The sequence below is a fragment of the Pseudomonas sp. B22129 genome (assembly GCF_044218875.1).
Lineage (GTDB): Bacteria > Pseudomonadota > Gammaproteobacteria > Pseudomonadales > Pseudomonadaceae > Aquipseudomonas.
This window is the reverse complement of sequence record NZ_CP162592.1, coordinates 47,325-59,780: the sequence shown is the minus strand read 5'-3', so window position 1 is coordinate 59,780 and position 12,456 is coordinate 47,325. Positions and strand designations below refer to the sequence as shown.

15 protein-coding genes are annotated in these 12,456 nt (G+C 59.4%); 7 read left to right on the top strand and 8 right to left on the bottom strand.

Going from position 1 to position 12,456, the window contains the following annotated elements; genetic code table 11:
• Positions 1-68: 68 nt before the first annotated feature.
• The 3 genes from AB4P94_RS00295 to recX all read left to right on the top strand — a co-directional run bounded on the left by AB4P94_RS00295 (position 69) and on the right by recX (position 2,188).
• Positions 69-569, top strand: a complete 501-nt coding sequence (locus AB4P94_RS00295) for a CinA family protein (protein ID WP_395608924.1) — start codon at positions 69-71, stop codon at positions 567-569.
• 84 nt (positions 570-653) lie between these two features.
• Positions 654-1,712, top strand: a complete 1,059-nt coding sequence (gene recA / locus AB4P94_RS00290) for a recombinase RecA (RefSeq protein WP_395608923.1) — start codon at positions 654-656, stop codon at positions 1,710-1,712.
• Positions 1,713-1,720: 8 nt separating this feature from the next.
• Complete coding sequence (gene recX, locus AB4P94_RS00285; protein ID WP_395608922.1) at positions 1,721-2,188, top strand: recombination regulator RecX; 468 nt, start codon at positions 1,721-1,723, stop codon at positions 2,186-2,188.
• Between the two features lie 138 nt (positions 2,189-2,326).
• Here recX and AB4P94_RS00280 read toward each other — a convergent pair whose 3' ends face one another.
• Entirely contained in the window at positions 2,327-3,439 is a 1,113-nt protein-coding gene (locus AB4P94_RS00280; RefSeq protein ID WP_395608921.1) for a TIGR00730 family Rossman fold protein, read from the bottom strand.
• 380 nt (positions 3,440-3,819) lie between these two features.
• Positions 3,820-4,260: a PA3611 family quorum-sensing-regulated virulence factor gene (locus AB4P94_RS00275; RefSeq protein WP_395608920.1), complete on the bottom strand. Its 441-nt coding sequence runs from the start codon at positions 4,258-4,260 to the stop codon at positions 3,820-3,822.
• Positions 4,261-4,439: 179 nt separating this feature from the next.
• Here AB4P94_RS00275 and AB4P94_RS00270 point away from each other — a divergent pair, with 179 nt between their 5' ends.
• From AB4P94_RS00270 to AB4P94_RS00260, 3 genes are all read left to right on the top strand, one after another.
• Positions 4,440-5,159, top strand: a complete 720-nt coding sequence (locus AB4P94_RS00270; RefSeq protein ID WP_395608919.1) for a tRNA-uridine aminocarboxypropyltransferase — start codon at positions 4,440-4,442, stop codon at positions 5,157-5,159.
• 113 nt (positions 5,160-5,272) lie between these two features.
• Complete coding sequence (gene erdR / locus AB4P94_RS00265) at positions 5,273-5,923, top strand: response regulator transcription factor ErdR (protein ID WP_395608918.1); 651 nt, start codon at positions 5,273-5,275, stop codon at positions 5,921-5,923.
• A gap of 75 nt (positions 5,924-5,998) precedes the next feature.
• A complete protein-coding gene (locus AB4P94_RS00260; RefSeq protein WP_017137081.1) occupies positions 5,999-6,361 on the top strand; it encodes a diacylglycerol kinase in 363 nt (120 codons plus the stop codon).
• 3 nt (positions 6,362-6,364) lie between these two features.
• Here the strand turns inward: AB4P94_RS00260 and AB4P94_RS00255 are convergent, their stop codons facing one another.
• Positions 6,365-7,291, bottom strand: coding sequence for a LysR family transcriptional regulator (locus AB4P94_RS00255; protein WP_003189054.1), 927 nt, complete (start codon positions 7,289-7,291; stop codon positions 6,365-6,367).
• Positions 7,292-7,416: 125 nt separating this feature from the next.
• On the opposite strand from AB4P94_RS00255, the gene fpr reads away from it, so the two are divergent.
• Positions 7,417-8,196, top strand: coding sequence for a ferredoxin-NADP reductase (fpr, locus tag AB4P94_RS00250; RefSeq protein ID WP_003189055.1), 780 nt, complete (start codon positions 7,417-7,419; stop codon positions 8,194-8,196).
• A gap of 139 nt (positions 8,197-8,335) precedes the next feature.
• Here the strand turns inward: fpr and tsaA are convergent, their stop codons facing one another.
• From tsaA to rimO, 5 genes are all read right to left on the bottom strand, one after another.
• Complete coding sequence (tsaA, locus tag AB4P94_RS00245) at positions 8,336-9,031, bottom strand: tRNA (N6-threonylcarbamoyladenosine(37)-N6)-methyltransferase TrmO (RefSeq protein ID WP_395608917.1); 696 nt, start codon at positions 9,029-9,031, stop codon at positions 8,336-8,338.
• A 3-nt stretch (positions 9,032-9,034) separates the two neighbouring features.
• Positions 9,035-9,496 (bottom strand): DUF1456 family protein, encoded by a 462-nt coding sequence (locus tag AB4P94_RS00240; RefSeq protein ID WP_223022985.1) that lies wholly within the window; start codon positions 9,494-9,496, stop codon positions 9,035-9,037.
• A gap of 67 nt (positions 9,497-9,563) precedes the next feature.
• Positions 9,564-10,274, bottom strand: a complete 711-nt coding sequence (locus tag AB4P94_RS00235; protein WP_395608916.1) for an rRNA pseudouridine synthase — start codon at positions 10,272-10,274, stop codon at positions 9,564-9,566.
• A gap of 210 nt (positions 10,275-10,484) precedes the next feature.
• Positions 10,485-10,955, bottom strand: coding sequence for a GNAT family N-acetyltransferase (locus AB4P94_RS00230; RefSeq protein ID WP_395608915.1), 471 nt, complete (start codon positions 10,953-10,955; stop codon positions 10,485-10,487).
• Positions 10,956-11,055: 100 nt separating this feature from the next.
• Positions 11,056-12,396: a 30S ribosomal protein S12 methylthiotransferase RimO gene (gene rimO / locus AB4P94_RS00225; RefSeq protein WP_395608914.1), complete on the bottom strand. Its 1,341-nt coding sequence runs from the start codon at positions 12,394-12,396 to the stop codon at positions 11,056-11,058.
• Positions 12,397-12,456: the final 60 nt, after the last annotated feature.

The window sequence follows — 12,456 nt, the reverse complement described above, 5'->3', positions numbered from 1 at the left end:
TCTGTCACTTGCGTGTGCCATTTGCTCCTGTAGGGTAGGCAAACCCCCGCCCATTCCTGGAGACGACCGTGAAGGAAATCACTCAACTGGCTGCTGAACTGGGTCGCCGTCTGCAAGTGCTCAATGCCCATGTCACCACTGCCGAGTCCTGTACCGGCGGCGGTATCGCTGAGGCCATCACGCGCATTCCGGGGAGTTCGGCCTGGTTCGAGGCCGGGTATGTCACCTATTCCAATCGACAGAAGACCCGGCAACTGGGCGTGCCCGAAAAACTGTTCGCCAAAGTCGGCGCTGTCAGCCAGGACGTGGTGGAAGCGATGGTGAGGGGCGCGCAGGAAAAAAGCCTGGCGCGCTTTGCCGTGGCGGTCAGCGGTGTGGCCGGGCCGGACGGTGGTTCGCCGGACAAGCCGGTGGGCACGGTATGGTTGGCATTTGGCGTGGGCGACGAGGTGACGAGCGAGCTGGCGCACTTTCCCGGCAGCCGTGACGAGGTGCGCCGACAAACGGTAAAGGCCGCGCTGGAGGGCTTGTTGCGACGAGCTGCAGCAGAAATCGAAAATCAGGGGTAGGCGATCCCGGATCTTTGTGGAACAATACTGTCTACTTATACAGGTGTTGGCCGACCAGGCCTTATTGATTACGTGAGGACTTTAATGGACGACAACAAGAAGAAAGCCTTGGCTGCGGCCCTGGGTCAGATCGAACGTCAATTCGGCAAGGGTGCCGTAATGCGTATGGGCGATCACGACCGTCAGGCGATCCCGGCCATTTCCACGGGCTCTCTGGGTCTGGACATCGCGCTCGGCATTGGCGGCCTGCCAAAAGGCCGTATCGTTGAAATCTACGGTCCTGAATCTTCCGGTAAAACCACCCTGACCCTGTCGGTGATTGCCCAGGCACAGAAAATGGGCGCCACCTGTGCGTTCGTCGATGCCGAGCACGCCCTGGACCCAGAGTACGCTGGCAAGCTGGGCGTCAACGTCGATGACCTGCTGGTATCCCAGCCGGACACCGGTGAGCAAGCCCTGGAAATCACCGACATGCTGGTGCGCTCCAATGCCATCGACGTGATCGTGGTCGACTCCGTGGCAGCCCTGGTGCCGAAGGCTGAAATTGAAGGCGAAATGGGTGACATGCACGTGGGCCTGCAGGCCCGTCTGATGTCCCAGGCGCTGCGTAAAATCACCGGTAACATCAAGAACGCCAACTGCCTGGTGATCTTCATCAACCAGATCCGTATGAAGATCGGCGTGATGTTCGGCAGCCCGGAAACCACCACCGGTGGTAACGCGTTGAAGTTCTACGCATCGGTCCGTCTGGATATCCGCCGTACTGGCGCGGTGAAGGAAGGCGACGAGGTTGTCGGCAGCGAAACCCGCGTTAAAGTCGTGAAGAACAAAGTGGCTCCGCCATTCCGTCAGGCTGAGTTCCAGATTCTCTACGGTAAAGGTATCTACCTGAACGGCGAGATGATCGACCTGGGCGTGCTGCACGGTTTCGTCGAGAAGTCCGGTGCCTGGTATGCCTACAACGGCAGCAAGATCGGCCAGGGCAAGGCCAACTCGGCCAAGTTCCTGCAAGACAACCCGGATATCGCTGCCACGCTTGAAAAGCAGATTCGCGACAAGCTGCTCACCGCAGCCCCAGACGTGAAAGCTGCCGCTAACCGCGAGCCGGTTGAAGAAGTTGAAGAAGTCGACACTGACATCTGAACCAAAAGATGACAGTGGTACTGGATACACCCGTCGCCGTTCGGCGCACTGCAATGGACCTGCTCGCTCGCCGCGAGCATGGTCGAGTCGAGCTGACGCGTAAATTGCGTCAGCGTGGCGCAGAGCCCGAAATGATCGAAACAGCCCTCGACCGTTTAACGGAAGAGGGGCTGCTTTCGGAAGCCCGTTATCTCGAAAGCTTTGTGTCTTACCGAGCCCGCTCCGGCTACGGCCCTGCGCGAATTCGCGAGGAGTTGAGCCAGCGTGGTCTTCAGCGCGCTGACATTGAACTCGCACTACGTGAGTGCGGTATCAGTTGGCAGGCGCAGTTGGAAGATACCTGGCGCCGCAAGTTTTCTGGTCATCTCCCGATAGATGCCAAGGAGCGAGCGAAGCAGGGGCGGTTTTTGAGCTATCGCGGGTTTTCGATGGAGATGATCAGCCGCCTGTTGAGTGGTCGCGATCTGGATGATTAATTGAAAGCGCAAACGCGCCGTTGTGGCGAGGGCGCTTGCTCCCGCAGGGCTGCGAAGCGGCCCCGGTCATCAGCATCAACACAAATAGAAAGGCCCACTATGAAAATAGTGGGCCTTTTTTTTTGCCTTTCAAAAAACTCAAGCAGGTTCGGGTGCAATACGCTGCTGGGTCTTGCCCTGAGCCTGTGCCCAGTTCTCCGGCAAGTTGATGTAATCCACCAACTCCCGTAACCGGCCCTGGTCCCGACCATTGAAATTGAACACCAGCCGCGTCAAATGGCTGAACCTCGGCTCATCATGTTCCTCGCCGGTGTAAGAGAGTTGCTGAAACTCCCCACTCACACGCAGGCTGGCAAATTCGCCCTGCAAATGAGCCAGTGCACGTTCACTGAGCGGATGATTCATGCGTACTACAAACTCGCGCTTCAACCAGCGTGTGGAGTGGAAGTTGGCGTAGAACTGGTTGATTTCATCCACGGCCTCTTCAGCGCTGTGCACCAGCTTTACCAGCTTGAGGTCGGTGGGCAGGATATAGCGGTTGGCTTCCAGTTGGCTGCGGATAAAGTCCAGGGCGCCTTGCCAGAAACCGCCGCCCGGTGCATCCAGCAGTACCACCGGCACCAGCGGGCTCTTGCCGGTCTGGATCAGCGTCAGTACTTCCAGCGCTTCATCCAGTGTGCCGAACCCGCCCGGGCAAAGTACCAGGGCGTCGGCTTCCTTGACGAAGAACAGCTTGCGGGTAAAAAAGAAGTGGAAGGACAGCAGGTTTTCGGTGCCGTCGATGGTCGGGTTGGCGTGCTGTTCAAACGGCAGGGTGATATTGAAGCCCAGGCTATGCTCCAGGCCGGCGCCCTCGTGTGCCGCTGCCATGATGCCGCCACCGCCTCCGGTGATCACCATCAGGTCGGATTTTGCGAGCATCGCGCCAACTTCCCTTGCCAGGGCGTACAGCGGGCTTTCGACCGGCGTACGCGCCGAGCCGAATACCGTTACTTTGCGCCGGTCCTTGAACTGTTCCAGCACGCGGAATGCGTTATCCAGTTCGCGGATCGCTTGCAGGGTGATTTTGGCGTTCCAGCGGTTGCGGTCGTCCTGGGCCATGCGCAGAACGGTCAGGATCATGTCGCGATAAAGGGGAATATTCGGGCTGTTGGGGGCGACCAGCTGGAGTTGAGCGTCGACCTGCTGCGTGAGGTCAGCCCCGTTTTGTTCAAAATGCCGGAGCAGGAGATCATTCGATTCGTAAGGCATTCAACTTCTCCTTCTTCACAGAGGCTGGGCTGCGGGCGAGAGATTCGTCCAGGGCCACGACACTGCTTGTGTCGCTGCATGCCTTGAGGCGTTGCACGGTGTTCGCCAAGCGGCAAAGCTGTCTCTGTATGTTCCTTGTGATTTGGAAACCTTTGCACTGCATGTCGCAGGAGGGCAACCCTCTTTTGCCCTGAAAATGTTACAGAACGGCGTGAAAAACGCTGTCGATGGGTTACCGGGATGGCTTGATCATGAGCCGAAAAACCTATGGCTGGCAACCGGTTATTGGTCACACATAAGGCAGTCTAGCCGTCGGCGGGCAGGTGCAACGCGGGAATGCGCGCGCCTCAGGGCAGAGGCGCGCGAGGGGCGAGCGAGTATTACTTTTTCTTCTTCGCGGCTGCGGGAGCCGGGCAGTCCGCTTCCGCGAACTTGACCGACGCGACAGGGCGGTTGGTCTTGTTCTCGGTGATGTCGTAGCGCATCACCGCGCCCTTGGCCATCAGCTCGCGGTAGCCCTTGTTCAGGCACACGCTTTGGCCCAACTGGAAGTACACGGCCTTGGGGTTGGCGCGCATCTGTTCTGCGCGATCCGATTGCACGCTCAAATGATCGATCAGTTGCATACCTTCAACGGTGTAGGCCACTTCCAGGGTTTTTTCATCAATTTCCCGGGGCAGGTCCTTGTTGCTTTCAGCCGCGACGCTTTGCAGTTTGCGGTTCATTTGGGCCTCCAGCAGCGAGGCCGCCTGGGCACCCATGGGCAAGACCAGCGCGAGGGCGACGGACGGAACGACAAGGCGCAGCATGGAACGCAGCATGAAACTCTCCTGATTCGGTTACTGGTGCATAGACCAACCACTGCGCTGTGCGTTCAGTGGCGCGCAATTATAGGTGACCCTTCGCCACTACAGCCAGGCGTATCGCTGGTAAACTGCGGCCACTTAAGGCTTCTTCGAGTTTCCCCTGTGTCGATTGCCCCCTGCTCGCGGTGCCTGCGATGAGCCATGCTGTTTCCCGCTTGCGCGCCCAGCGTCTGGCCCGGGCCGTGCGACCTTTTCTTAACCGAGGTTCACGCGCCGAGCGCTGCCCCGGCTGCCGGGTGATTCCCGAGTACTGTCTGTGCGCCTGGCGTCCGAAAGTGCCGGCGCGCTCCGCCATGTGCTTGTTGATGCACGACGTCGAACCGATGAAACCGAGCAACACTGGCTGGCTGATCGCTGATGTGATCGACGACACCACCGCGTTTGCCTGGTCGCGCACCGAAGTCGACCCCGGCTTGCTCACATTGCTGGCCGACCCGCAATGGCAGCCCTACATCGTGTTTCCGGGTGAATTTGTCGCACCTGAGCGCGTTGTCAGTGAAGTGAACGTGGAGGAGGGCAAGCGCCCGTTGTTCATCTTGCTGGACGGCACCTGGAGCGAGGCGCGCAAGATGTTCCGCAAAAGCCCGTACCTTGAACACTTGCCGGTACTGAGCCTGGCGCCTGAACAGCTGTCGCGTTACAAACTGCGGCGCTCCAAGCGTGATGATCATTTTTGTACCGCCGAAGTCGCTGCACTGTGCCTGGAACTGGCTGGCGACCCAGTCGCCAGCGAAGTGCTGGACGCCTATCTGGATGTCTTCAGCACCCATTACCTGGCGGCCAAGTTCCAGTTGCCGGTGGATTCGACCGACGCGGTACATACACGTCTGGCACCTTATATCCCGGCGGTATAGCCAGACGACGTTTGCATGATGGCACCGCAACCCTGGAACCCGCTAAAATGCCCGCGGGCGTAATGCTTGTATCTCCTCCCCGGGGCGCCCATAAAAACAGGATCATTTAATCAATGGCCACATACGACATCCTGATAGCCGATGACCACCCGCTGTTTCGCAGCGCGCTGCATCAGGCCGTTACCCTTGGCCTTGGGCCGGACGTGCGTCTGGTCGAAGTGGCCAGCATCGCCGAGCTGGAAGTTCGCCTCACCGAAAAGTCCGACTGGGACCTGGTACTGCTCGATCTGAACATGCCCGGTGCCTATGGTTTTTCAGGGCTGGTGCTGTTGCGCGGGCAGTACCCGCAGATCCCCGTGGTGATGGTCTCGGCCCAGGAAGACGCTGACGTCGTGGTACGCTCCAAGGAGTTTGGCGCCAGTGGTTTCATTCCCAAGTCCAGCGGCATCGAAGCGATCCAGAAAGCCGTGCGCACGGTGCTTGATGGTGATGTGTCCTGGCCGCCGCAAGCGTTTGAAGAAATCAACGTGTCCGACGAAGCCAAGGCCGCCCGTGACGGGCTTGCAAGCCTGACACCGCAACAGTTCCGCGTGCTGACCATGGTCTGCGAAGGCTTGCTGAACAAGCAGATTGCCTACGAGCTAAGTGTGTCGGAAGCGACTATCAAGGCCCACGTGACCGCGATTTTCCGCAAGCTGGGCGTGCGTACTCGCACCCAGGCGGCGCTGCTCTTGCAACAACTTGAGTCAATTTCGCAGCATTAAGATGTAACCGATTCACGCTTTTTTGACTTTGCGTGAACTAGCTTCCCCACTCCTTTGGTTCAGTTGCCTACTTCTATGTCGCCTTTCAAGGGTCAAACCGGTATCAAACGTATCTTCAATGCAGGGGGCTATTCTCTGGACGGCCTGCGCGCAGCTTTCACCGGCGAGGCGGCATTCCGTCAGTTGGTATTGCTGAACGTCATCCTGATCCCGCTGAGCTTTTTCCTGCACGTCAGCCGTGTCGAGCGTGCCTTGCTGATCGCAGTGTGCCTGCTGGCCCTGATCGTTGAGTTGCTCAACTCGGCTGTGGAGGCGGCGATTGACCGGATCTCCCTGGACCGCCACCCCCTGTCGAAAAACGCCAAGGACATGGGCAGCGCTGCGCAATTCGTTGCGCTGACCATGATCACCCTGGTGTGGGCCGTCATCCTGATTTAACGCTCAGGCAATGCTCGGCAGCACGATCTCGTCGCTGCGCTGAACCCCGGCGGTGAAGGCGCGGCACAGTTCCAGAAACTCGCGCATCGCCGAGGTCTGGTATTTCTGTTTGTGCCAAATGAAGTAGAACTGCCGCGCCAGGTCCAGGTCCGGGGTTTCCACCGGCACCAGGCTGCCACGCCGAAATGCGTCGCGCAGCGCCAGCCGGGAAATGCAGCCAATGCCCAGGCCTGATTCAACGGCTCGCTTGATGGCCTCGGTATGTTCCAGCTCCAGGCGGATATTCAGCGCGCTACGGTGATGGCGCATGGCCTGATCAAACGTCAGGCGCGTGCCCGAGCCCTGTTCCCGCAGGATCCACGCCTCATGGGTCAGCTCGTCCATGGTCGCTACGCCACGCTTGGCCAGGTGATGTTGGGGCGCGCAGAACACCACCAATTCATCCTCCACCCAGGTTTGTACCTCGATGTCCGGGTGGCTGCAGTCGCCTTCGATTAGACCCAGATCAATTTCGTAGTGCGCTACCTGATGCACGATATGCGCAGTGTTCTGCACGTGCAGCTTCACCTGGCTCTCGGGGTGCTGCTGCATAAAGCTGCCGATCAGTAGTGTGGCCAGGTAATTGCCGATGGTCAGGGTGGCGCCGACCGCCAGGGAACCGAAACCAGACTTGCCATTGAGCAGATCCTCGATTTCCTTGGCCTGGTCCAATAGTGCCACCGCCTGAGGCAACAACTGATGGCCGAGGGCGTTGAGGCTCAGGCGCTTGCCCGCGCGGTCGAACAATTGACAGCTGGATTGGCGCTCCAGCTCGGTGATCGAGGTGCTGGCGGCGGATTGAGATAAGGCCAGAAGGCCAGCAGCGCGGGACACGCTTTCCTGCTGGGCGACGGCGACGAAGACTTGCAGTTGACGGAGAGTAAATCGCATATCGATATAACCGATAACCCTTATCTTAATAATCCAGTTAACAGATATTGTCGCCGCCATTAGAATACTGTGCAATTGCGCACCTATCTTTCTGGCGCAGACCCATTTCCAGGAGTTTCCCGTACATGAGCAACATGAACCACGAACGTGTCCTCAGTGTTCATCACTGGAACGACACGCTGTTCAGCTTCAAGTGCACCCGCGACCCGGGCCTGCGCTTCGAGAACGGTCAGTTCGTGATGATCGGCCTGCAGCAGCCCAACGGCCGCCCGCTCATGCGCGCTTACTCCATTGCCAGCCCGAACTGGGAAGAGCATCTGGAGTTCTTCAGCATCAAGGTGCCGGATGGCCCGCTGACTTCCCAATTGCAGCACTTGAAGGAAGGCGACGAGATCATCATCAGCAAAAAACCGACAGGCACCCTGGTGCTTGACGATTTGAAGCCGGGCAAACACCTGTACCTGCTCAGCACCGGTACTGGCCTGGCGCCGTTCATGAGCGTGATCCAGGACCCGGAAACCTATGAGCGTTTCGAAAAAGTGATCCTGTGCCACGGCGTGCGTTACGTCAACGAAGTCGCCTACCGCGAGTTCATCACCGAGCACCTGCCGCAGAACGAGTTCTTCGGCGAGGCCCTGCGTGACAAGTTGATCTACTATCCGACCGTGACCCGCGAGCCCTTCGAAAACGAAGGCCGCCTGACCGACCTGATGCGCAGCGGCAAGCTGTTCAGCGACATTGGCCTGCCGCCGATCAACCCCGAGGACGACCGCGCCATGCTGTGCGGCAGCCCAAGCATGCTGGACGAGACCAGCGAAGTGTTGAACAGCTTCGGCCTGAAGGTTTCGCCACGGATGCGTGAGCCGGGTGATTACTTGATCGAGCGTGCGTTCGTCGAGAAGTAACGCTGGGTCAGTAACAACACAGATCTAAAAAATGTGGGAGCGGGCTTGCTCGCGAAAGCGGTGGTTCAGTCAACGAATTTTGCGACTGACATACCGCATTCGCGAGCAAGCCCGCTCCCACATTTGGTTTCCGGTTTCTTCAGTCAGCTGGAAGCACTTCCAGCACACAAATCACCCCAACCTCGGGATAGTGCCAGCGCACATCCACATCCCAAAACCGCACGCCGTACTCACGCTCCGGCCCCGGCGTCTGATACGCCGGCCGTGGGTCCTGGGCCAAACACTGATCAATCAATTCCACCAACGGCTCACCCAGGCGTTGGGCATGGCCTTGTGCTTGTTGCAGCGCCGTCTTCAGCCACTGCACGGGAATCGGCTGCGGCGCGCCGCTGGCGATGCTATTGGTGGCGGTGTCGATGATGTCGGCATACGGCACATACGGCTTGATATCCAGCACTGGCGTGCCATCGAGCAGGTCAATCCCGGAAATCCACAGCTTACCGGGCTCCACCTTGTCCAGCTTCACCACCGACTGGCCGATGCCATTGGGCCGGTGGGTCGCACGGGTGGCAAACACGCCCATGGACGTATTGCCGCCCAGGCGCGGCGGACGCACCTTCAGGCGTGGCTTGTCTTCAAGCGCCTCGTGGAACAGAAACAGCAGCCACACATGGCTGACCTGCTCCAGGCCCTGCACCGCCTCGCCGCCGTCGAACGGCGCCACCAGTTCCAGCACGCCACGGGCGGCAGGCGCCAGTTGCGGTTGACGCGGGATGGCGAACTTCTCCTTGAAGCAGGAGCGCACAAAACCGACGGGCGAGACCGGGTAACTCATGGCTTACGGACGCACTCGCAGGGTCAGGCCCTTGAGGAAGTTACGCAGCAACTGGTCGCCACAGGTGCGGTAGTTGGTGTGGCCGAATTTGCGGAACAGCGCGCTCAGCTCCGGCTTGGATACCGGGAACTCGGCAGCCTTGAGGATGGCGTGCATGTCGTCTTCTTTCAGTTCGAAGGCCACGCGCAGTTTCTTGAGGATGATGTTGTTGGTCACCGGGGTTTCGATCGGCTGCGGCGGACGGCTCTCGTCCTTGCCGCGCTTGAAGATCACCAGGCCGTCGAGAAAGTGCGCCATGACCTCGTCCGGGCAGAACACGAAGCCTTCTTCCTCGTCTTTCTTGAGGTAGGTCAGCAGGTCTTCTTTGGTCACGTCCATGCCGCCGAGCTTGATGATTTCGACCATCTTGTTGTCGCTGATGTCGAGCATGTAGCGCACGCTGCGCAGTACGTCGTTGTGAATCATGGTGGGCAATCCTGGTATTCAACTGAGGACACCGCCCAGGCAGGCAGTGTCGAGAAAAGGGTACGGCTTAGAACTTCTCTTTGCCGGACAGGTAACGCCATTGGCCGACCGGCACCTTGCCGATGGACACGCCGCCAATGCGGATGCGGCGGATGGCGATGACTTTCAGGCCGACCGCTTCGCAGAACAGCGCAATCACGCCGGGTTGCGGGTTTTTCAGCGCAAAACGCAGGCGGTTTTCGTTCTGCCAGCTGGCTTTGACGGCCGGCAGTTCCTTGCCTTTGTAGGTCAGGCCGTGGTTCAGGCGGTTCAAGCCGTGGGCAACCATGTCGCCTTCGACCTCTACCACGTATTCCTGCTCGATCTTGGCGGCATCGGCGGTCAACTTGCGCAGAATCTTCCAGTCCTGGGTGAACACCAGCAGGCCGCTGGCCTTGGCTTGCAGGTCGGCGCTGGCGGTCAGGCGCAGGAAGTGGCCTTTGAGCGGGCGCTTGCTGAAGCGGTGTTCTTCGGACAGGGTGTCTGCGCTGATCGAGGCCATGGCCGTCTCGGCGTCCACGCCAACCGGCGCGTGCAGCAGGATCGTCACCGGTTCCGGCACGGTGGCCTTGGCGTCCGGGTCGAGCTCGACCTTTTGGGTGGTGACCTTGAACTGCGGCTCGTCGATCACTTCACCGTCCACCGAGACCCAGCCGCCTTCGATAAACAGCTCAGCCTCCCGACGGGAGCAACCGACCAGTTCGATAAGGCGTTTGGAGAGGCGTATGGGGTCAGTCATGACAAGGGCCGTAACAAAAGGGGGCGTCTATTGTACCTGCCTGGCGCCGGTTAATCCCGGACCCATTTCAGTACCATGGCGTTATTTGGCTCAACTCGGGCCAAATGTGGGAGCGGGCTTGCTCGCGAAGGCGGCGTGTCAGTCGATGCATATTTGACTGACACGCCGCCTTCGCGAGCAAGCCCGCTCCCACAGGTTTTCGGCGTTGAGTCAGCCGCTGCGTATTTGTTGTTGCTGACGCAAACGCATACGCAACAAAGGATACGGCTGGCCCAGGCCATCATGCTCTGAACGGCCAATCACTTCGAAACCTTGCTTGAGGTAAAAACCCAGCGCCTGAGGGTTCTGTTCGTTCACGTCGAGTTCCTCTGCGTTCATCTGCTCGATTGCATAGCGCAGCAGCTGCTGGCCGAGGTGCTGGCCACGGTGGTCAGGCGCAATATAGAGCATTTCCAGCTTGCGCGCGGCCACCCCGGCAAACCCGGTGATGCGTTGACGAGCGTCCCGGGTACAAATCAGCATCACCATGTTCAGGTACTCGCTCAGCAGCTTTTCTTTGAGCGAAGCAATGTAGCTATCCGGGAAGAAGTCATGGGTGGCGCGCGTAGAGGCTTCCCAGACGTGGGCCAGTTCCGCAAAATCGCTGATGTGAGGTGTGTGAATAACCGAATGCTGACGCATGCCTGTCGCCCTTGGTGGATGATCGGTGATCAGCAAACGATAGACACAAAAAAGCCCCGGATCATGACGAGATACGGGGCTTTTTTGGTTTCTTTGCCGATCAGTCGCGCTTTTCAGCCCACAGGTCGTATTCGTCGGCATCCGTCACGGTGCACCAGACCTTGTCACCCGGCTTCAGGCCGCTGGCATCGTCGATAAACACGTTACCGTCGATTTCCGGAGCATCGAAGAAGCAACGGCCGACTGCGCCTTGCTCGTCGACTTCGTCGATCAGCACTTCGATTTCCTTGCCGATGCGCAATTGCAGGCGCGCCGAGCTGATGGCCTGCTGATGCGCCATGAAACGCTCCCAACGGTCTTGCTTGACGTCATCCGGCACCACGGCCAGGTCCAGCAGGTTGGCGGGTGCGCCTTCCACCGGCGAATACTGGAAGCAACCGACGCGGTCCAGTTGCGCTTCGGTCAGCCAGTCCAGCAGGTACTGGAAGTCTTCTTCGGTTTCGCCGGGGAAGCCGACGATGAAGGTGGAGCGGATGATCAGCTCCGGGCAGATCTCGCGCCAGTTCTTGATGCGCGCCAGGGTCTTGTCTTCGAAGGCCGGGCGTTTCATGGCCTTGAGGACTTTCGGGCTGGCGTGCTGGAACGGGATGTCCAGGTACGGCAGGATCTTGCCGGCGGCCATCAGCGGGATCAGCTCGTCCACGTGCGGGTACGGATAAACGTAGTGCAGGCGCACCCACACACCCAGGCTGCTCAAGGCTTCACACAGTTCGGTCATGCGGGTTTTCACCGGCGCGCCGTTCCAGAAACCAGTGCGGTACTTCACGTCGACGCCGTAGGCGCTGGTGTCCTGGGAGATCACCAGCAGTTCTTTCACGCCGGATTTGACCAGGCGCTGGGCCTCGTCCAGTACATCACCCACCGGGCGGCTCACCAGCTTGCCGCGCATCGACGGGATGATGCAGAAGCTGCAGCTGTGGTTGCAGCCTTCGGAAATCTTCAGGTACGCGTAGTGGCGCGGGGTCAGCTTGATGCCTTGCGGCGGCACCAGGTCGATCAGCGGGTTATGGTCCTGACGCGGCGGCACCACGTCGTGCACGGCGTTGAGCACCTGCTCGTACTGCTGCGGGCCGGTCACGGCCAAGACGCTTGGGTGCACGTTGCGGATATTGCCTTCTTCCACGCCCATGCAGCCGGTCACGATGACCTTGCCGTTTTCCTTGATGGCTTCGCCGATCACTTCCAGCGATTCGGCCTTGGCCGAGTCGATGAAACCGCAGGTGTTGACCACCACCACGTCCGCGTCCTGGTAAGTGGACACGACGTCATAGCCTTCCATACGCAGTTGCGTAAGGATGCGTTCAGAGTCGACCAGAGCCTTCGGGCAACCCAGGGATACAAAGCCGACCTTGGGGTTGGCTTTTGCGATGGTGGTGGACATGTCTAACCTCGGTATTGAATGACGCCGCCAGTCGGGCACGACAGGGCGGTAGCCGGGCGT

Excerpts from the sequence above, each read along its gene's own strand:
- rimO (WP_395608914.1), bottom strand. The coding sequence starts at position 12,396 with ATGTCCACCACCATCGCAAAAGCCAACCCCAAGGTCGGCTTTGTATCC.
- AB4P94_RS00270 (WP_395608919.1), top strand. The coding sequence starts at position 4,440 with ATGAGCCATGCTGTTTCCCGCTTGCGCGCCCAGCGTCTGGCCCGGGCC.
- AB4P94_RS00230 (WP_395608915.1), bottom strand. The coding sequence starts at position 10,955 with ATGCGTCAGCATTCGGTTATTCACACACCTCACATCAGCGATTTTGCG.
- AB4P94_RS00260 (WP_017137081.1), top strand. The coding sequence starts at position 5,999 with ATGTCGCCTTTCAAGGGTCAAACCGGTATCAAACGTATCTTCAATGCA.
- erdR (WP_395608918.1), top strand. The coding sequence starts at position 5,273 with ATGGCCACATACGACATCCTGATAGCCGATGACCACCCGCTGTTTCGC.
- AB4P94_RS00240 (WP_223022985.1), bottom strand. The coding sequence starts at position 9,496 with ATGATTCACAACGACGTACTGCGCAGCGTGCGCTACATGCTCGACATC.
- AB4P94_RS00235 (WP_395608916.1), bottom strand. The coding sequence starts at position 10,274 with ATGACTGACCCCATACGCCTCTCCAAACGCCTTATCGAACTGGTCGGT.
- fpr (WP_003189055.1), top strand. The coding sequence starts at position 7,417 with ATGAGCAACATGAACCACGAACGTGTCCTCAGTGTTCATCACTGGAAC.
- recX (WP_395608922.1), top strand. The coding sequence starts at position 1,721 with ATGACAGTGGTACTGGATACACCCGTCGCCGTTCGGCGCACTGCAATG.
- AB4P94_RS00255 (WP_003189054.1), bottom strand. The coding sequence starts at position 7,291 with ATGCGATTTACTCTCCGTCAACTGCAAGTCTTCGTCGCCGTCGCCCAG.
- AB4P94_RS00275 (WP_395608920.1), bottom strand. The coding sequence starts at position 4,260 with ATGCTGCGTTCCATGCTGCGCCTTGTCGTTCCGTCCGTCGCCCTCGCG.
- tsaA (WP_395608917.1), bottom strand. The coding sequence starts at position 9,031 with ATGAGTTACCCGGTCTCGCCCGTCGGTTTTGTGCGCTCCTGCTTCAAG.
- recA (WP_395608923.1), top strand. The coding sequence starts at position 654 with ATGGACGACAACAAGAAGAAAGCCTTGGCTGCGGCCCTGGGTCAGATC.
- AB4P94_RS00280 (WP_395608921.1), bottom strand. The coding sequence starts at position 3,439 with ATGCCTTACGAATCGAATGATCTCCTGCTCCGGCATTTTGAACAAAAC.